Source organism: Terrabacter terrigena, assembly GCF_042676085.1.
Lineage (GTDB): Bacteria > Actinomycetota > Actinomycetes > Actinomycetales > Dermatophilaceae > Terrabacter > Terrabacter terrigena.
Window position 1 is genome coordinate 40,076 of the sequence record NZ_JBHTKH010000006.1, and the last position, 18,070, is coordinate 58,145.

Annotated in this window: 16 protein-coding genes; 15 read left to right on the top strand and 1 reads right to left on the bottom strand. The window is 72.2% G+C overall.

Features of this window, described 5'->3' with window-relative positions; all coding sequences use genetic code 11:
- Positions 1-3: 3 nt before the first annotated feature.
- From ACFQ2V_RS10695 to ACFQ2V_RS10720, 6 genes are all read left to right on the top strand, one after another.
- Positions 4-705 carry a prepilin peptidase gene (locus tag ACFQ2V_RS10695; protein WP_386052679.1) on the top strand — a complete coding sequence of 234 codons (702 nt, stop codon included), beginning with the start codon at positions 4-6 and terminating at the stop codon, positions 703-705.
- Between the two features lie 101 nt (positions 706-806).
- Positions 807-2,027 carry a chorismate synthase gene (gene aroC / locus ACFQ2V_RS10700; protein ID WP_386052680.1) on the top strand — a complete coding sequence of 407 codons (1,221 nt, stop codon included), beginning with the start codon at positions 807-809 and terminating at the stop codon, positions 2,025-2,027.
- On the top strand, positions 2,021-2,560 hold the full coding sequence (locus ACFQ2V_RS10705) for a shikimate kinase (RefSeq protein ID WP_386052681.1): 540 nt from the start codon (positions 2,021-2,023) through the stop codon (positions 2,558-2,560). Before aroC ends, ACFQ2V_RS10705 begins: the two co-directional genes overlap by 7 nt.
- Positions 2,557-3,684, top strand: a complete 1,128-nt coding sequence (gene aroB / locus ACFQ2V_RS10710) for a 3-dehydroquinate synthase (RefSeq protein ID WP_386052682.1) — start codon at positions 2,557-2,559, stop codon at positions 3,682-3,684. Before ACFQ2V_RS10705 ends, aroB begins: the two co-directional genes overlap by 4 nt.
- A 10-nt stretch (positions 3,685-3,694) precedes the next feature.
- A complete protein-coding gene (aroQ, locus tag ACFQ2V_RS10715) occupies positions 3,695-4,132 on the top strand; it encodes a type II 3-dehydroquinate dehydratase (RefSeq protein ID WP_386052683.1) in 438 nt (145 codons plus the stop codon).
- Between the two features lie 105 nt (positions 4,133-4,237).
- Positions 4,238-5,107, top strand: coding sequence for an intradiol ring-cleavage dioxygenase (locus ACFQ2V_RS10720; protein WP_386052684.1), 870 nt, complete (start codon positions 4,238-4,240; stop codon positions 5,105-5,107).
- An 11-nt stretch (positions 5,108-5,118) separates the two neighbouring features.
- Here the strand turns inward: ACFQ2V_RS10720 and ACFQ2V_RS10725 are convergent, their stop codons facing one another.
- Positions 5,119-7,167 (bottom strand): HelD family protein, encoded by a 2,049-nt coding sequence (locus ACFQ2V_RS10725; protein ID WP_386052685.1) that lies wholly within the window; start codon positions 7,165-7,167, stop codon positions 5,119-5,121.
- Positions 7,168-7,397: 230 nt separating this feature from the next.
- Here ACFQ2V_RS10725 and efp point away from each other — a divergent pair, with 230 nt between their 5' ends.
- The 9 genes from efp (at position 7,398) to ACFQ2V_RS10770 (ending at position 18,041) form a co-directional block, all read left to right on the top strand.
- Positions 7,398-7,961, top strand: coding sequence for an elongation factor P (gene efp / locus ACFQ2V_RS10730; protein ID WP_045192257.1), 564 nt, complete (start codon positions 7,398-7,400; stop codon positions 7,959-7,961).
- 16 nt (positions 7,962-7,977) lie between these two features.
- Positions 7,978-8,391: a transcription antitermination factor NusB gene (gene nusB / locus ACFQ2V_RS10735; protein ID WP_386052686.1), complete on the top strand. Its 414-nt coding sequence runs from the start codon at positions 7,978-7,980 to the stop codon at positions 8,389-8,391.
- 299 nt (positions 8,392-8,690) lie between these two features.
- The gene (gene pyrR, locus ACFQ2V_RS10740; protein WP_386052687.1) at positions 8,691-9,293 is read left to right on the top strand and encodes a bifunctional pyr operon transcriptional regulator/uracil phosphoribosyltransferase PyrR; all 603 of its coding nucleotides are present in this window, start codon (positions 8,691-8,693) and stop codon (positions 9,291-9,293) included.
- The gene (locus tag ACFQ2V_RS10745) at positions 9,290-10,297 is read left to right on the top strand and encodes an aspartate carbamoyltransferase catalytic subunit (RefSeq protein ID WP_386052688.1); all 1,008 of its coding nucleotides are present in this window, start codon (positions 9,290-9,292) and stop codon (positions 10,295-10,297) included. The genes pyrR and ACFQ2V_RS10745 overlap by 4 nt, the downstream gene beginning before the upstream one ends.
- Positions 10,294-11,631 (top strand): dihydroorotase, encoded by a 1,338-nt coding sequence (locus ACFQ2V_RS10750; protein ID WP_386052689.1) that lies wholly within the window; start codon positions 10,294-10,296, stop codon positions 11,629-11,631. The genes ACFQ2V_RS10745 and ACFQ2V_RS10750 overlap by 4 nt, the downstream gene beginning before the upstream one ends.
- The gene (gene carA / locus ACFQ2V_RS10755; protein WP_386052690.1) at positions 11,628-12,848 is read left to right on the top strand and encodes a glutamine-hydrolyzing carbamoyl-phosphate synthase small subunit; all 1,221 of its coding nucleotides are present in this window, start codon (positions 11,628-11,630) and stop codon (positions 12,846-12,848) included. Before ACFQ2V_RS10750 ends, carA begins: the two co-directional genes overlap by 4 nt.
- Positions 12,848-16,180: a carbamoyl-phosphate synthase large subunit gene (gene carB, locus ACFQ2V_RS10760; RefSeq protein WP_386052691.1), complete on the top strand. Its 3,333-nt coding sequence runs from the start codon at positions 12,848-12,850 to the stop codon at positions 16,178-16,180. The genes carA and carB overlap by 1 nt, the downstream gene beginning before the upstream one ends.
- A 35-nt stretch (positions 16,181-16,215) precedes the next feature.
- Positions 16,216-17,091 (top strand): dihydroorotate dehydrogenase electron transfer subunit, encoded by an 876-nt coding sequence (locus ACFQ2V_RS10765; RefSeq protein ID WP_386052884.1) that lies wholly within the window; start codon positions 16,216-16,218, stop codon positions 17,089-17,091.
- A complete protein-coding gene (locus ACFQ2V_RS10770) occupies positions 17,091-18,041 on the top strand; it encodes a dihydroorotate dehydrogenase (RefSeq protein ID WP_386052692.1) in 951 nt (316 codons plus the stop codon). The genes ACFQ2V_RS10765 and ACFQ2V_RS10770 overlap by 1 nt, the downstream gene beginning before the upstream one ends.
- The last annotated feature ends 29 nt before the right edge of the window (positions 18,042-18,070 follow it).

An 18,070-nucleotide genomic window follows, 5' to 3' on the forward strand; every position in this document is an offset into this window, starting at 1 on the left:
CCCGTGACCTGGGTCGACGCACCGGGTGCGCCGACGTGGTTCGTCCTCGCCCTCACCGTGGCCGGCGGCCTCGTCGGTGAGGTGCTGCGCCGCCGTCTCGCGACCGGCGGCTACCGCCTCGACGACGAGTCCGGTCCGCTGCCGAGGGTCTCGTCCGCGGCCATCCCGGTCGCGCTCGCCCTCCTGTGGGCGCTGGTGGCCTGGCGGTTCGGCCCGCTGTCGGAGTGGGCGCTCACGCCCGCGTACCTCGGGTTCGCCTTCGTCGCCGTGGCGCTCGCGTGGATCGACGCCGACGTCCACCGACTGCCCCGGGGACTCACCCGTCCGGCATACCCGATGCTCGTCGGCCAGCTCGCGCTGGCCTCGCTCGCCTCGGGCGACTGGGACGCCCTGCGCCGGGCGGTGGTCTCGGGTCTCGTGCTGTGGGCCGTCTACTTCGTCCTCGCCCTCGTCGCGGCGCTGCTCGGCAGCGGATTCGGCTTCGGCGACGTGACCCTCGCCGGGCTCGTGGGGCTGGCCACGGGCTACGTCAGCGTGTCGACGACGCTCGTGGCCTCGTACGCCGCCTTCCTCCTCGCCGGGGTCTACGGGTTGGTGCGCCTCGTCCTGCGGCGCGGCACCCGCAAGGACGACATCGCGTTCGGGCCGTGGATGCTCGTCGGTCTGCTCCTCGCGCTCGTCGTCCAGGTGCGGCCCTTCGGCTGAGACGTCGGAGCCGCTCGCCGGACGGGTGGTCCGGGGGAGCAGGTGGTCCCGCGGAGCGGGCGGGTCGGATCCGCTCCGGGCCCGCGTGGGAGGATCGAGCCATGTTGCGTTGGTTGACGGCCGGTGAGTCGCACGGGCCCGCACTCGTCGCCATGATCGAGGGCCTCCCCGCGGGCGTCGAGGTCGGCGCGAAGGACCTCCAGGCCGCCCTCTCCCGGCGCCGGCTCGGCTACGGCCGCGGCGCCCGGATGAAGTTCGAGCAGGACGAGGTGGAGTTCCTCGGCGGCCTGCGCCACGGCGTCACCATCGGGTCCCCGGTCGCGGTCCGCATCGGCAACAGCGAGTGGCCGAAGTGGACCACCGTCATGAGCCCCGAAGCGGTCTCCGACGAGGCGTACGCCGCGTCCGACGACGTCAACGCCGAGAAGGAGGTCGCCCGCAACAAGCCGCTCACCCGGCCGCGTCCGGGCCACGCCGACCTCGTCGGCATGCAGAAGTACGGCCACGACGACGCCCGACCCGTCCTCGAGCGTGCGTCTGCCCGCGAGACCGCGGCGCGCGTCGCGCTCGGCGAGGTCGCCGCCCGGTTCCTCGAGCAGGCCTACGGCATCCGTCTCGTGTCACACACGGTCTCGATCGGCACGGCCTCCGTGTCCGCCGACGCGCCGCTCCCGACACCCGACGACGTCGAGCGCCTCGACGCCGACCCGGTGCGCGCGTTGGACGCGTCGGGGTCCGCCGCGATGGTCGCCGAGGTCGATGCGGCGAAGAAGGACGGCGACACCCTCGGCGGGGTCGTCGAGGTGCTCGCGTACGGCGTGCCGCCGGGCCTCGGCTCCCACGTGCACTGGGACCGCAAGCTCGACGGCCAGCTCGCCCAGGCGCTCATGAGCATCCAGGCGATCAAGGGCGTCGAGGTCGGCGACGGCTTCGAGACGGCCCGCCGCCGCGGGTCCGAGGCGCACGACGAGATGGAGATCGTCGACGGCGTCATCACCCGGCGCACGGGCCGCGCGGGTGGCACCGAGGGCGGCATGTCCACGGGCCAGGTGCTGCGCGTGCGCGCCGCCATGAAGCCGATCAGCACCGTCCCGCGCTCCCTGTCGACCGTCGACGTCGCCACGGGCGAGGCCGCGACCGCCATCCACCAGCGCTCCGACGTGTGCGCCGTGCCGGCTGCGGGCGTCGTGGCCGAGGCCATGGTCGCGCTCGTGCTCGCGCAGTCCTGCCTCGAGAAGTTCGGCGGCGACTCGGTCACCGAGACCGCACGCAACCACACGGCATACCTCGCCGGCATCCGTGAGGGGCTGCGCACGTGGTGAACGACCCCACCCCCGGGACCACCCGTCCGGTCGCGGTCGTCGTCGGGCCGCCCGGCGCCGGCAAGACCACCGTCGGACAGGAGCTCGCGCACCGGCTGGGCGTCGCGTTCCACGACGTCGACTCGGCCATCGAGGCCGCGCAGGGCCGCTCGATCTCGGACATCTTCGTCGACGACGGCGAGGCCGCCTTCCGCGACCTCGAGCGCGCCGAGGTCGCGCGGTCGCTCGTCGAGGAGGCCGGCGTCGTCTCCGTCGGCGGGGGAGCCGTGATGGACCCGCTCACCGAGCAGGCGCTCGCCGGGCACGTCGTCGTCTTCCTCGATGTGGCCATCGCCGACGCGAGCAAGCGCATCGGGTTCGACCGCTCGCGGCCCCTGCTCTCGGTCAACCCACGAGCGTCGTGGGTGGCCATGATGAACACCAGGCGCCCCACCTACGAGCGGGTCTCGACCCTGCGCGTCGACACCGCGGGCCGCACGCCGACCGAGGTCGTCGACACCATCGTCACCGCCCTCGAGGCGGCCCACGCGTGACCGGTCGGGTGCCGCCGACGACCATCGCCGTCGGCAGCGACTACGACGTCGTCATCGGCTCCGGTGTGCTGGGCGGTGTGGCCGACCTGCTCGGCCCCGACGTCGCACGCGTGCTCGTCGTGCACCCGCCGACGCTGCCCGAGCTCACGGCGCGGGTGGCCGCCGGCCTCGAGGCCCGCGGCGTCGTCGTGCACCTCGCCGAGGTGCCCGACGCCGAGGCGGCGAAGACCGCGACGGTCGTCGCCGAGCTCTGGGGGCAGCTGGGTCGGGCCGGTTTCACCCGCACCGATGCCGTCGTCGGCGTCGGTGGCGGCACCGTCACCGACCTCGCAGGCTTCGTCGCGGCCTCCTGGCTGCGCGGCGTGCGGGTCGTCCAGGTGCCCACGACCCTGCTCGGCATGGTCGACGCCGCCGTGGGGGGAAAGACCGGCATCAACACCGCCGAGGGCAAGAACCTGGTGGGCGCCTTCCACCCGCCCGCCGGCGTGCTCTGCGACGTCGACGTGCTCGAGACCCTGCCCCAGGCCGACCTCGCCGCCGGGCTCGCCGAGGTCGTCAAGTGCGGTTTCATCGCCGACCCCGTCATCCTCGAGCTCGTCGAGTCGGCCGTGGCGGCCGACCCCGCCGTTGCGCGCAGCGCCGCCAACCCCCACCTGCGGGAGCTCATCGAGCGGGCCGTCCGGGTCAAGGCCGAGGTGGTGGCCGCCGACCTCAAGGAGAGCTCGCTGCGCGAGATCCTCAACTACGGCCACACCTTCGGCCATGCCATTGAGCAGGTCGAGCGGTACACCTGGCGCCACGGTGAGGCGATCAGCGTCGGCATGGTCTACGTCGCCGAGCTCGCCCGTCTCGCGGGCCACCTCACCGGCCCCGACGGCGACGCGCTCGTCGCACGGCACCGCTCGGTCCTCGAGTCGCTCGGGCTCCCCACGAGGTACTCCGCGGGACGCTGGGACGAGCTGCTGACGGCGATGCGTCGCGACAAGAAGTCACGGGGGTCGACGCTGCGCTTCGTCGTGCTCGACGGCCTGGCCCAGCCCGCCAGGCTCGTCGGCCCTGACGACGTGCTTCTGCAGGCGGCATACGGCCTCGTGTCGCGGGCCGGGCAGGGCCGCGCTCACTAGACTCGCGCCCATGACGGCACCCACGGTCTTCGTCCTGTCGGGCCCCAACCTCAACCGTCTCGGCACGCGTGAGCCGCAGGTCTACGGGTCCGACACGCTCGACGACGTCCACGCCGCCGTCCAGCGCGAGGCCCGCGACCTGGGCCTCGTCGCCGACTGCCGCCAGACGAACCACGAGGGCGAGCTCGTCGACTGGCTGCACGAGGCCGTCGACGTCGGCGCCGACGTCGTGCTCAACCCGGGCGCGTTCACGCACTACTCGTATGCCGTCCGCGACGCCTGCGCCATCGTGACCACGAGCGGGCGCAGCCTCGTCGAGGTGCACCTGTCCAACCCGGCCACCCGCGAGGAGTTCAGGCACACCTCGGTCGTGGCCGGCGTGGCGACCGGGACCATCGCGGGGTTCGGCCTGCAGTCCTACCTGCTCGGCCTCCGCGCCCTGGTCTGACCAGGGCACAGCAGCCGGACAGCCCTCCGACGGCAGCTCCATTGCGGACCGGCTGACACTGGAGCCAGGAGGGGCTCGTCCGGCCCCGCGACGGAAGGCACGCCGATGACGCCCACGACGCCCGGGCCCGACCGGCTCGACGAGCACGGGGACGAGATCGAGGACCACGACCGCGGCCTCTCCTTCGACCTGCAGACCCTGGTGGACCGACGGCGCGCCCTGACCCTCTTCGGGGGCCTGGGCGTGGCCGGGGCGCTCGCCGCGTGCAGCACCGCGGCGACCCCGTCCTCGTCGGGAGCGGGCTCGGCCAGCTCCACCCCGACGGCCACGGGCGGCAGCAGGGGCGGGGCCCTGGTCGAGGCTCCGGACGAGACGGCAGGACCCTTCCCGGGCGACGGGTCCAACGGCCAGGACGTGCTCGACGACTCGGGGATCGTGCGGCAGGACATCCGCAGCAGCATCGGCACGTCCACGAGGACGGCCGTGGGCGTTCCCCTCACCATCAAGCTCACCGTGAAGGACCTCGCGACGAGCTCGGCCCTCGTCGGGGCCGCCGTCTACGTCTGGCACTGCGACCGCGACGGGCTCTACTCGATGTACAGCCAGGGGGCGGAGAACGAGAACTACCTGCGGGGCGTGCAGGCCACCGACGACTCCGGCACCGCGACGTTCACCTCCGTCTACCCCGGCTGCTACGCCGGTCGCTGGCCGCACGTTCACTTCGAGGTCTACGCGAAGGTCGAGGACGCCACCTCGAGCGGGCCCATCGTGAAGACGTCGCAGATCGCGCTGCCCCAGGCGGCCTGCGAGGCGGTCTACGCGACGGGCGGCTACGAGCAGAGCGTCGGCAACCTGTCGCAGGTGAGCCTCGAGCGCGACAACGTCTTCGGCGACGACGGGGGAGTGCACCAGCTCGCCACCATGTCGGGCAGCGGCTCGACCGGCTACGTCGCCGCCCTCACCATCGCCGTCTGATCCGGCCGCACTCAGGACAGCTCGGCGGGGAGGGGCTCGGCGTGCACGATGGTCAGCTCGGAGACGGCTCGCGTCAGCACGACGTAGAGGCGGCGCAGACCGGTGCGCTCGTCGGGCTCGGCCGCCGCGATGGCGCTGGGCTCGACGACCACGGTGCGGTCGAACTCCAGGCCCTTGGCCACGCTCGCCGGCACGACCTCGACCTGACGGTCCTCGTCGTCGCCGTGGTCGACGTCGAGGCGCCCGTGCGGCACCGACGCCGCGGCCAGGGCCGCCGACACGGCCTCGACGGAGTCGTCGGCGGCGATGACACCGACGGAGCCGGGTGCCGCCGCGGCCGTCTCGACGGCACGCACCACCTCCGCGTGCAGGTCGTCCCGGGTGGCGGGTCGCAGCTCGAGCCGGCCCGGGTTCTCGCGCACCGACACCGGGGCGCCGAGGCCCGGCGCCATGTGCGGCAGCAGGCGAGCGGCGTACTCGATGACGACGGCCGGCACGCGGAAGCCGCGGTCGAGCACGACGAGGTCGTGGTCCGCCTTGCCGAGGTGGCGCATGGCGTCGTCCCACGAGCCGGTCGCCCACGGCGTCGTGCCCTGGGCGATGTCGCCGAGAACCGTGACGGAGCCGGTGGAGGCTCGTCGCCCGACGGCACGCAGCTGCATCGGCGAGAGGTCCTGGGCCTCGTCGAGCACGACGTGCCCGAGGCTCGGAACGCGGCGCAGCACGTCGTCGACCTCGTCGAGCAGCGCCATGTCGGCACGCGACCAGCGCGCGGCCCCCTTCGTGCGGGCGGCCTTGTCCCACAGCAGCATCGCCTGCTCGTCGGCAGTGAGGTCGTCGCCGGCGGCCTCCCCCAACGTGTCCGCGTCGGAGAGCAGCCGGTGCAGCACGCCGTGAGGGTCGAGGGCGGGCCAGACGCTCGCGACGTACTTCTTGACGGCGGGCGACCTGGCGACGGCGTCCTGCACGCGGTCGTCGGGGGCCTCGCCCGAACGCTCCATCTCGAGGAGCACGTGGTGCGCGAGCCGCTGGGGGAGCAGGTCGCGCGCAGCCGAGTAGCGCACGCCCCGGGCGGCCAGCTCGTCGAGGATCCCCTTCACCTCGTATGCCGGCACGCGCCACTTGCGCACGCCGCGCGGCACCACGAGCGCCTCGGACGGGCGCACCACGTGCGACCAGACGGCGCGGTGCAGGACCGCTGCGAGGCGGGCGTCGCCCTTGAGGGTCGCGACGTCGGCCGGCTCGTCGGCGCGCACCCGGCCGTGCTCCAGGAGCGTCTCGATCGTGGCGTGCCCGACCCGCACCTCGCCGAGAGACGGGAGCACCGCGCCGATGTGGTCGAGGAAGGCGCGGTTCGGACCGACGACCAGGACGCCCGACCGGTCGAGGCGCTCGCGGAACGAGTAGAGCAGCCAGGCCGCGCGGTGCAGGCCCACTGCCGTCTTCCCGGTGCCGGGGGCGCCCTGCACGCAGACGCTCACGGTGACGTCGCTGCGCACGATCTCGTCCTGCTCGGGCTGGATCGTCGAGACGATGTCGCGCATGGGGCCGGTGCGCGGGCGCTCGATCTCGGCGGCGAGCAGCGAGCCGGCGGTGGACCCTGCCTCGGGCTGCTCAGACGCGCGGAGGTTCTCGTCCTCGAACGCGGTCAGGCGCCCGCGGTCGACCCCGAACCGTCGACGCAGCACGACGTCCATCGGGTCGATGGGCGACGCGCGGTAGAAGGCGGTCGAGATCGGCGCGCGCCAGTCGACGACGACTGCGTCGCCGGCCTCGTCGGAGACGTGGCGCCGCCCGATGTGGAACTGCTCGGCGGGGCCGCCGGCCGGCTCGACGTCGATGCGGCCGAAGAAGAGCGTCGTGCGCGGGTCGTCCTGCAGCGAGGCGATGCGTCGTGCCAGCACCCGGCCGAGCACCTCGCCCGAGACGGCGTCGCTCGCCTTCGACGCGTCGAGCGACTCGGCCAGCCTGCGCATCCTGGCCAGCTGCTCCCGCGCGTCGTCGAGATGGGCCTGCTCGCGGGCGAGCTCGCCGGTGAGGTCGGTGTCGAGCGCAGGCACGGGCAGACCTTTCTGAGGCAGAAGCACACCGAGTGGTCACGACGCACCGGGGCCGGGGGAACGGGTCAGAGTACACCGGCGTCGGGGGCCGACGGTCGGTGCGATTCCGCGATCCGGTGGCCGCGCGGCTAGACTCGTGCGGCAACTCCCCAAGTCAAGAACGTCCGGGGCTGCGGCGTGCCCGTCGGCGCGCGCCGGGCCGGCCGGCATACGAAGGTGGACACACAACGATGGCAACGACCAACGACCTGAAGAACGGCATGGTGCTCAACATCGAGGGACAGCTCTGGTCCGTCGTCGAGTTCCAGCACGTCAAGCCCGGCAAGGGGCCGGCCTTCGTGCGCACCAAGCTCAAGGCCGTTCTCTCCGGCAAGGTCGTCGACAAGACGTTCAACGCCGGCACCAAGGTCGAGACGAGCAACGTCGACAAGCGCACGATGCAGTACCTCTACAAGGACGGCACCGACTTCGTCTTCATGGACACCGACACCTACGACCAGCTGCACGTGTCCGAGACCGTCGTCGGTGACGCCGCGAACTACCTCCTCGAGAACCAGAACGCCATCGTCGCCACCAACGAGGGCCTGCCGCTCTACGTCGAGCTGCCCGCGTCGGTCGTCCTCGAGATCACACACACCGAGCCGGGCCTGCAGGGCGACCGCTCGACCGGCGGCACCAAGCCGGCGACCCTCGAGACCGGCGCCCAGATCAACGTGCCGCTCTTCCTCGAGTCCGGCACCAAGGTCAAGGTCGACACCCGCGACGGGTCGTACCTCGGCCGCGTCAACGACTGAGCGGACGCGAACTCCCTTGGCAGCACGCAGCAAGGCCCGCACGCGGGCACTCGACATCCTCTTCGAGGCGGACCAGCGCGGGATGAACGCCGAGGCGCTCCTCGACGAGCGCCTGCGCGACCGTGAGTCGCGGGCGGCCAACAACCCCTACACCGCCGACCTCGTGCGGGGTGTCGTGGGCCGCTGGAACGACATCAACGGCGCCCTGACCGACTACAGCCAGGGCTGGACCCTCGACCGCATGCCCGCCGTCGACCGCGCCATCCTGCGGCTCGGTGCGTGGGAGGTGCTGTGGAACGACGAGATCCCCGACGCCGTGGCGATCGCCGAGGCCGTGGCGCTCGCGACCGAGCTGTCCACCGACGAGTCGCCGGCCTTCGTCAACGGGCTGCTCGCCCGGCTCGCCGAGGTCAAGGCCACCATCGTCTGACGAGCGTGCACCTTCGCCACGGAGCCACCCGTTCGCGGGTGGCTTCGTCGCGTCCCGGCCACATCGTGTACGCGTTGGGCTGGCTCCCGACGGGGACTGAACCGACGGACCGCCACGACGTGGCGGCCTCCTGAGGTCCCGGCACCAGCAGCCCGGTTCGTGGCGGTCCGTCGGCGCGTGGCGGGCGACGTGCCGAGGGCTGGACCGGTGTCGGGGCGCCGTGTCGTCGGCGTTACACTCGGCGGCGAAGACATCCTTTAACCACCGTCCTGTGAGGCGGGGAAGGAGGTCCAGCGGCTGTGACCTGCCCTGACCTGAGTGCATCTGCCCAGTCATCGACCGATCGCTCGAGCATCCCCGACGACGCTCGCGACGTGATGACCGAAGGGGACGTCTCCCGGGCGCTACGGCGCATCGGACACGAGATCCTCGAACGCAACAAGGGCAGCGAGGGCCTGGTGCTCCTCGGCATCCCCTCACGCGGCGTCCCGCTCGCCCGCCGCCTCGCGGCCGGCATCGAGCAGGTCGAGGGCCGCCCGGTGCCCGTCGGCGAGCTCGACATCACGCTCCACCGCGACGACCTGCGCCGCAACCCGGTGCGCACGGCCCACCGGTCGCGCATCCCCGACGGCGGCATCGACGACAAGGTCGTCGTCCTCGTCGACGACGTGCTCTACTCCGGCCGCACCATCCGGGCCGCGCTCGACGCGCTGTCCGAGCTGGGCAGGCCCCGGGCCGTGCGCCTCGCGGTGCTCGTCGACCGCGGGCACCGCGAGCTGCCGATCCGTGCCGACCACGTCGGCAAGAACCTCCCGACCTCGCGCGAGGAGCGGGTGCACGTGCGGGTCGCCGAGGTCGACGGGCTCGACGTGGTCCGCATCAGCGGCGGTGAGGCCCGATGACCAAGCACCTCATCTCGTCGGCCGACCTCAGCCGGGCGGAGGTCGAGGACATCCTCGAGACCGCCGCCTCGATGCACGACCTCCAGCGCCGCGAGGTCAAGAAGGTGCCGACGCTGCGCGGCCGCACCGTCATCAACTTCTTCTTCGAGGACTCGACCCGCACCCGCAGCTCGTTCGAGATCGCGGGCAAGTGGATGTCGGCCGACACCATCAACCTGTCGGCCAAGGGCTCGTCGACGAGCAAGGGTGAGAGCCTGCGCGACACGGCGATGACGGTCGACGCCATGGCCGTCGACGCGCTCGTCATCCGGCACAACGCCTCGGGCGCCTGCCGGCAGGTCGCCCAGTGGGTGCGCTGCAGCGTCATCAACGCGGGTGACGGCACCCACGAGCACCCCACGCAGGCGCTGCTCGACGCGTACACCCTGCGTACGCGGCTCGGCGACCTCGACGGCAGGCACGTCGTCATCGTCGGTGACCTCACCCACTCCCGCGTCTTCCGCAGCAACGTCATCACGCTCAAGACCCTGGGGGCCCGAGTGACGGTGGTGGCGCCGCCGACGCTCATGCCGAGCGGCATCGGTGCCTGGAGCGCGGCCGACGGCTTCGCCACGAGCTGGCACCTCGACCCGGTGCTCGACGGCGAGACCGAGCACGGCCCGGTCGACGCCGTCATGATGCTGCGCGTCCAGCGCGAGCGGATGAGCGGCGGCTTCTTCCCGACGCCCCGCGAGTACACCGTGGGCTACGGCCTCACCCGCGACCGGCTCGACCGGCTGGTCGCCCGCAACGACGACGTGCTGGTGCTGCACCCCGGCCCGATGAACCGCGGCCTCGAGATCGCCCCCGAGGCCGCAGACTCGCCGCAGTCGGTCGTCCTCGACCAGGTCTCCGCCGGTGTCGCCGTGCGGATGGCGGTGCTCTACCACCTGCTCGCCGGCGACGACACGCCTGCACCGACGACCGTGCCGGCCGTCCCCGCCACCGAAGGAGCCGCCCGATGAACCGCCTCGTGATCCGCGGCGCCCGACTGCTCGGTGCCGACGCGGCCGACCTGCTCGTCGAGGACGGCGTCATCACCGAGGTGGGCTCGGTCTCGGCGCCCCCCGACGCCGAGGTGCTCGACGCCGACGGTCTCGTCGCCCTGCCCGGCCTCGTCGACCTCCACGTGCACCTGCGCGAGCCAGGACGCGAGGACGCCGAGACCATCGCCACCGGCTCGGCGGCCGCCGCTGCCGGCGGGTTCACCGCCGTCTTCGCCATGGCCAACACCAGCCCGGTCACCGACACCGCCGAGGCAGCCGAGCGCGTGCTCGACCTCGGTCGTGCCTGTGGCCTCACCGAGGTCGTGCCCGTCGGCGCGGTGACGAAGGGACTCGAGGGCGCCGAGCTCGCCGAGCTCGGCCTGATGGCCCGCTCGCGCGCCAGGGTGCGCGTCTTCAGCGACGACGGCCACTGCGTGCACGACGCGCGCATCATGCGGCGCGCCCTCGAGTACATCAAGCCCTTCGGGGGCGTCATCAGCCAGCACGCGCAGGACCCGCGCCTCGCCGGCCGCGAGGCCTGCTGCCACGAGGGCGAGGTCTCCGGACGGCTCGGGCTGCCCGGGTGGCCGGGCATCGCCGAGGAGTCGGTCGTCGCCCGCGACGTCATGCTCGCCCGCCACACCGGCTCGCGCGTCCACGTCGCGCACGTCTCCACGGCCGGCACGGTCGAGGTGATCCGCTGGGCGAAGGCGCAGGGCATCGACGTCACCGCGGAGGTGACGCCGCACCACCTGGCCCTCACCACCGACCTGCTGCTCGGCTACGACCCCGTCTACAAGGTCAACCCGCCGCTGCGCCCCACGGAGGACGTCGAGGCGCTGCGTGCGGGCCTGGCCGACGGCACGATCGACGCCGTCGCCACCGACCACGCGCCGCACGCGCGCCACGACAAGGAGCACGCCTTCGTCGACGCGGCGTTCGGCATGCTCGGGCTCGAGACGGCGCTCTCCGTCGTCAGCGACGTGATGGTGCACGGCGGCCTGCTCGACTGGGCCGGCGTGGCACGGGTCATGTCCGCCTCACCGGCTCGTATCGGCGGGCTGGCCCACCAGGGGAGGGGACTCGCCGTCGGCAGCACCGCCCACATCACGCTCGTCGACCCCGACCGCAAGGTCACGGTCGATGCCGCCGCGAGCCGCAGCCGCTCGCGCAACAACCCGTGGCACGGGCGCACCCTGCGCGGAGCCGTCGAGGCGACGGTCTTCGCGGGACGCCTGACCCACGACGTCCGCAACGGAGCGGGCAACCGACGAGAACTGACGAACGCGACGACCTCAGGGGCAGACCTGTGACGACCCAGACACCGCTGACCGTACCCACCCGCGACGGGCACCCGGGCCGCACCCGCGTGGGCGCCGTCCTCGTGCTCGAGGACGGCCGCGCGTTCCGCGGCGCCTCCTACGGGGCCCTCGGCGAGACGGTGGGCGAGGCGGTCTTCTCGACCGGCATGACCGGTTACCAGGAGACCCTCACCGACCCCAGCTACCACCGCCAGGTCATCGTCATGACGGCGCCGCACGTGGGTAACACCGGCGTCAACACCGAGGACGACGAGAGCACCCGCATCTGGGCCGCCGGCTACGTCGTGCGCGACCCCGCGATCCGTGCGTCGAACTGGCGCGCCACCCGCGACCTCGAGGACGAGCTCGCCGAGCAGCGCGTCGTCGGCATCTGCGACATCGACACCCGCGCGCTGACCCGTCACCTGCGTGAGCGCGGCGCCATGCGCGTGGGCATCTTCAGCGGCGACGCCGCCGCCCGACCCGAGGGCGAGCTGCTCGACGCCGTGCGCACGAGCCCGCAGATGGCGGGCGCCGCGCTCGCGGCCGAGGTCACCACGAGCGAGCCGTATGCCGTGCCGGCCGTCGGCGAGAAGCGCTTCACGGTCGCGGCCGTCGACCTCGGCATCAAGGCGATGACGCCGCAGCTCATGGCCCAGCGCGGCATCGAGGTGCACGTGCTGCCCGCCACCGCGACGATCGACGACGTGCTCGCCGTGGGGGAGTCCGGGCCTGACGGGGTCTTCTTCTCCAACGGCCCGGGTGACCCGGCCAGCGCCGAGCACGAGGTGACGTTGCTGCGGGAGGTGCTCGACCGCGGGCTGCCGTTCTTCGGCATCTGCTTCGGCAACCAGCTGCTCGGCCGCGCGCTCGGCTTCGGCACCTACAAGCTGAAGTACGGCCACCGCGGCATCAACCAGCCCGTCATGGACCGCACGACCGGCAAGGTCGAGGTCACCGCGCACAACCATGGCTTCGCCGTCGACGCGCCCCTCGACAAGGACAGCGACACGGCATACGGCCGCGTGCGCGTCTCGCACGTCTGCCTCAACGACGACGTCGTGGAGGGTCTGGAATGCCTTGACCTGCCGGCCTACTCGGTGCAGTACCACCCCGAGGCCGCCGCCGGCCCGCACGACGCCGCCTACCTCTTCGACCGCTTCGTGGAGCTCATGACCAACAGACAGACCACCCACCAGCAGATCTCGGCGAGCGAGGGGACCCTCTGATGCCGAAGCGTGACGACATCAAGAGCGTCCTCGTCATCGGGTCCGGGCCGATCGTCATCGGACAGGCCTGCGAGTTCGACTACTCCGGCACCCAGGCCTGCCGAGTGCTGCGTGAGGAGGGCATCCGCGTCATCCTCGTCAACAGCAACCCGGCGACGATCATGACCGACCCCGAGTTCGCCGACGCCACCTACGTCGAGCCGATCACCCCCGAGGTCGTCGAGGCGATCATCGCCAAGGAGCGTCCCGACGCCGTGCTCGCGACGCTCGGTGGCCAGACGGCCCTGAACTGCGCGATCTCCTTGCACTACAGCGGAGTTCTGGAGAAGTACGGCTGCCCGCTGATCGGCGCCAACGTCGAGGCCATCGAGCTCGGCGAGGACCGCGAGAAGTTCAAGGGCGTCGTCGAGCGCTGCGGCGCGGAGTCGGCACGGTCGATCATCTGCCACACGATGGACGAGCTGCTCGCCGGCGCCGAGGAGCTCAGCTACCCGGTCGTCGTGCGCCCCTCGTTCACCATGGGTGGCCTCGGGTCGGGTTTCGCCTACGACGAGGCCGACCTGCGCCGCATCGGCGGCCAGGGCCTGCAGTACTCCCCGACGACCGAGGTGCTCCTCGAGGAGTCGATCCTCGGCTGGAAGGAGTACGAGCTCGAGGTCATGCGCGACCACGCCGACAACGTCGTCGTCGTGTGCTCCATCGAGAACCTCGACCCCATGGGCGTGCACACCGGTGACTCGATCACCGTCGCGCCGGCCCTGACGCTCACCGACCGCGAGTACCAGCGCCTGCGCGACATCGGCATCGCGGTCATCCGCGAGGTCGGCGTCGACACCGGTGGCTGCAACATCCAGTTCGCCGTCAACCCGCGCGACGGACGCATCATCGTCATCGAGATGAACCCGCGTGTCTCGCGCTCGAGCGCCCTCGCGTCGAAGGCCACCGGCTTCCCGATCGCGAAGATCGCCGCGAAGATGGCGATCGGCTACACCCTCGACGAGGTGCCCAACGACATCACCCGCGAGACGCCGGCGAGCTTCGAGCCGTCGCTCGACTACGTCGTCGTCAAGGTGCCGCGGTTCGCGTTCGAGAAGTTCCCGGCCGCCGACCCGACGCTGACCACCACGATGAAGTCGGTCGGCGAGGCGATGGCGATCGGCCGCAACTTCACCGAGGCGCTGCAGAAGGCGCTGCGCTCCCTCGAGAAGAAGGGCGCGAGCTTCCACTGGGAGGGCGAGGTCACGAAGGCCGCGGCCGAGCGCGCGCTCGAGGAGGCCAAGGTGCCTACCGACGGCCGGATCGTGCTGGTGCAGCAGGCTCTTCGCGGCGGCTGCACGGTCGAGGAGGTCCACGAGGCCACCGGTATCGACCCGTGGTTCCTCGACCAGATCGCCCTCGTCAACGACGTCGCCGCGATGCTCGGCGAGGCCGAGCACCTGACGCCCGAGCTGCTGCACCTCGTCAAGCGCCACGGCTTCAGCGACGCCCAGATCGCGAGCATCCGGCGTATGCCGCAGGCCGTCGTCCGCGGCGTGCGCCACGCCCTCGGGGTGCGCCCCGTCTACAAGACCGTCGACACCTGCGCGGCCGAGTTCGCGGCCGCCACGCCGTACCACTACAGCTCGTACGACGAGGAGACCGAGGTGGCGCCGCGCGAGCGTCCCGCGGTCATCATCCTCGGCTCGGGCCCCAACCGCATCGGGCAGGGCGTCGAGTTCGACTACTCCTGTGTGCACGCGTCGTTCTCCTTGCGCGACAAGGGATTCGACACCGTCATGGTCAACTGCAACCCCGAGACCGTCTCGACCGACTACGACACGAGCAGCCGGCTCTACTTCGAGCCGCTGACGCTCGAGGACGTTCTGGAGGTCATCCACGCCGAGAGCCAGGCCGGCCCGATCGCGGGAGTCATCGTCCAGCTCGGCGGCCAGACGCCGCTCGGGCTGGCGCAGGCGCTCGAGGACGAGGGCGTGCCCATCGTGGGCACCTCGCCGGGCGCCATCCACCTCGCCGAGGACCGCGGCGCGTTCGGGCAGGTGCTCGCGAAGGCGGGCCTCGTCGCCCCGAAGCACGGCACCGCGTTCAGTGCGGAGGACGCCCTGACGGTCGCCCGCGAGATCGGCTACCCGGTGCTCGTTCGCCCCTCCTACGTGCTCGGTGGCCGAGGCATGGTCATCGTCTACGACGACGACTCGCTCGTCACCTACGTCGAGAAGGCCACCGAGGCGAGCCCCGACCATCCGATCCTCATCGACCGCTTCCTCGACGACGCCATCGAGATCGACGTCGACGCGCTCTTCGACGGCGAGGACATGTACCTCGGCGGCATCATGGAGCACGTCGAGGAGGCCGGTATCCACTCCGGCGACAGCTCCTGCACGTTGCCTCCCGCGACGCTCGGCGACGGTGAGCTGGAGCGTGTCCGGGTCGCGACGCGCAAGCTCGCCGAGGGCATCGGGGTGCGCGGACTCATGAACGTCCAGTTCGCCCTGGCCCAGGACATCCTCTACGTGATCGAGGCCAACCCGCGCGCCTCGCGCACCGTGCCGTTCGTGGCGAAGGCGACCGGTGTGCCGCTCGCCAGCGCCGCGGCCCGGGTCATGCTCGGTGCGACGGTCAAGGAGCTGCGCGAGGAGGGCATGCTGCCCCCCACCGGCGACGGTGGCGCCATGCCGGCACACGCCCCGGTGTCGTGCAAGGAGGCCGTGCTCCCCTTCAAGCGGTTCCGCACCAAGGAGGGTGTCGCGGTCGACTCCCTGCTCGGGCCCGAGATGCGCTCGACCGGCGAGGTCATGGGCATCGACGTCGACTTCGGCTCGGCCTTCTCCAAGGCGCAGCAGGGCGGTGGTTCGGCCCTGCCGCGGTCCGGCGCGATCTTCGTGTCCGTCGCGAACCGCGACAAGCGCGCGATGCTCTTCCCGGTCAAGCGTCTCGTCGACCTCGGCTTCACGATCCTCGCGACGAGCGGCACCGCCGCGGTGCTCAAGCGCAACGGCATCGAGGCCACGGTGGTCCGCAAGATCACCGAGCGTGACGGCGACGCGCCGGGGGAGAAGTCGATCGTCGACCTCATCCTCGACGGCACGGTCCAGATGGTCGTCAACACGCCGAGCGGCCAGGACGCCCGCGCCGACGGCTACGCGATCCGTGCCGCGACGACGAGCGCCGACAAGCCGATCATCACCACGATCGCCACGCTCGCCGCCGCCGTCCTCGGCATCGAGGCCGGGCTGACCGAGGAGATCCGCGTCAAGTCCCTGCAGGACCACGCCCGCGACCTCGACCTCTACGGGCGGCGCGACGCCCTCGTCGGGACGGGAGCGACCGCGTGACCGGCCCCGTGACCAGAGCCGTGACCGACCGCACGATGCGCGCCCGCGTGACCCAGGAGGTCGCCGAGGTGATCGCGACCCGACGCGTGGGCGCGTACCAGCACATCACGCTCGTCGCCCCCGGGGTCGCCGAGCTCGCCCGGCCCGGGCAGTTCGTCGCGCTCGGCGTCGGCGGTGAGTCCTCCGGCACCCTGCTGCGCCGCTCGTTCTCGATCCACAGGGTGAGCCCGAGCGGCACCTACGGCGGCACCGTCGAGATCGTCGTCTCGGCCGTCGGCGCCGGCACCCGGTGGATCGTCGAGCGCGTGCCGCACGACACCATCGACGTCGTCGGTCCGCTCGGCAAGGCGTTCCCGCTGCCCACCGACCCGGTCGCGTGTGTGCTCGTCGGTGGCGGCTACGGCAGCGCCCCGCTGTTCTGGCTGGCCGGCGAGCTGCGCGAGCGCGGCTGCCACGTCGAGATGGTGCTCGGGGCCGCCAGGGAGGACCGCCTCTTCGGCGTCGTCGAGGCGCGGCGCAGCTGCGACGGTGTCACGGTCACCACCGACGACGGTTCGGCCGGCCAGCAGGGCTGGGTCAGCGACGTGCTGCCCGACGTCATCGACCGCACGAAGGCCGCCGTCGTCTACGGCTGCGGCCCGATGGGCATGCTCGAGGCGATCACGCGGGTGGCGCAGGCGCACGACGCGGTGGCGCAGGTGGCCGTCGAGGAGTCGATGGCCTGTGGCGTCGGGGTCTGCATGACGTGTGTCATGCCCGTGGTGGGCTCCGACGGGCGTACGCGCATGGTGCGCTCCTGCGTCGAGGGGCCCGTGTTCCGGGGTGACCGGGTCCGCTGGGACGCCTTCGACGGAGGGCACGCGCGGGTCCCGGACGATGCAGTGGGCGCGCCGAAGGTGGGTGGGCACTGATGGTCGACCTCTCCGTGGACCTCGGCGGCGGCCACCGCCTGCCCAACCCCCTCATGACCGCGTCCGGCTGCGCCGCGAACGGCAAGGAGCTGCACCGCTTCTTCGACGTCTCCGACATCGGTGCGTTCGTCACGAAGTCGGTCATGGCCGAGCCGCGCTCGGGGCGTGGCACTCCGCGCATGGCCGAGACACCCTCCTGCATGCTCAACTCGATCGGCCTGCAGGGGCCCGGCATCGAGGCCTTCGTCGACGAGGACCTGCCCTGGCTGCAGTCAGTCGGCGCGCGCGTCCTGCCCTCGATCGCGGGCAGCTCGAGCACCGAGTACGCCCACGTGGCCGCGACCCTGCGGGCGAGCCGGTCCTTCGACGCCGTCGTCGGCGTCGAGGTCAACATCTCGTGCCCCAACGTCGCGAACCGGGGCCTCGTCTTCGCCTGCGACCCGTTGGCGTCGGCCAAGGTCATCGCCCTGGTGCGCGAGCAGCTGCCGCGCGACATCCCGGTCTTCGCCAAGCTGAGCCCCGACGTCACCGACATCACCGCTATCGCGGCCGCGTGCGTCAAGGCCGGCGCCGACGGCCTGACCATGATCAACACGCTCCTGGGCATGGTCATCGACACCGACCGGATGCGTCCGCAGCTCGGCGGCGTCACCGGCGGCTTGTCGGGGCCGGGCATCAGGCCGGTCGCGGTGCGGGCGATCTGGCAGGTGCGACAGGCGATGTTCGAGGGCCGCATCCCCACCGTGCCCATCATCGGCGTCGGAGGAGTGCGCACCGGCCGCGACGCCCTGGAGCTGGTCGCCGCCGGGGCCAGCGCGATCCAGGTCGGGACCGTGGTCTTCAACGACCCGTCCGCGCCCGTCCGGGTGCTGCGCGAGCTGTGCGAGCTGCTCGAGGCCAAGGGTTACGACCGCTTCACCGACGCCGTCGCCGTCGCCCACGGCCGCTGAAGGCCGCTGACGGCCGGCCACCCCTGCAC